Origin of the sequence: Pseudomonas sp. AMR01 (assembly GCF_041946035.1) — a bacterium.
Taxonomy (GTDB): Bacteria; Pseudomonadota; Gammaproteobacteria; order Pseudomonadales; family Pseudomonadaceae; genus Aquipseudomonas; species Aquipseudomonas antarctica_B.
Genome location: NZ_JAUTYR010000190.1, coordinates 1 through 508 on the forward strand (window position 1 = coordinate 1; position 508 = coordinate 508).

Annotated in this window: 1 pseudogene; it reads right to left on the bottom strand. The window is 66.5% G+C overall.

Annotated features, from left to right (window positions below):
- Positions 1-508, bottom strand: a pseudogene (locus Q7C20_RS27190) (hypothetical protein); the annotation flags it as partial.

Here is a 508-nt window from a genome sequence, read left to right on the forward strand (position 1 = left end):
GCTCATGGCGCCTGCATCGGGCGATTGCGCGCTCCGCCGGTCGCCGGTCGAAAGCGCCTCGCGCAGCCCCGAAACGATGAATCCGCGCACCCCGCGTGCATCGCGAAACCGCACTTCGGTCTTGGCTGGATGGACGTTCACATCGACATCCTCGGGCGCCAGATCGAGGAACAACGCAAGCACCGCGTGACGGTCGCGCGCGAGCATATCCGAATAGGCCCCGCGCACCGCGCCGACGAGCAGGCGGTCCTTCACCGGACGCCCGTTGACGAAGAGGTACTGGTGGTCGGCCACGCCGCGATTGTAGGTCGGCAGCCCCGCGATACCCGTCAGCCGCATCATGCCACCCGGACCGGGACGCTCCATGTCGATCGCGACCGAATTGTCCTTGAGTTCACGTGCGACGATACCCGAGACCCGGTCGGCCAGAGCCTCGTCCGCCTGTGTACCTATAATCTTGCGGTCCCCGTGTTCGAGGGTGAAGGCGATCTCCGGACGCGCCATGGCG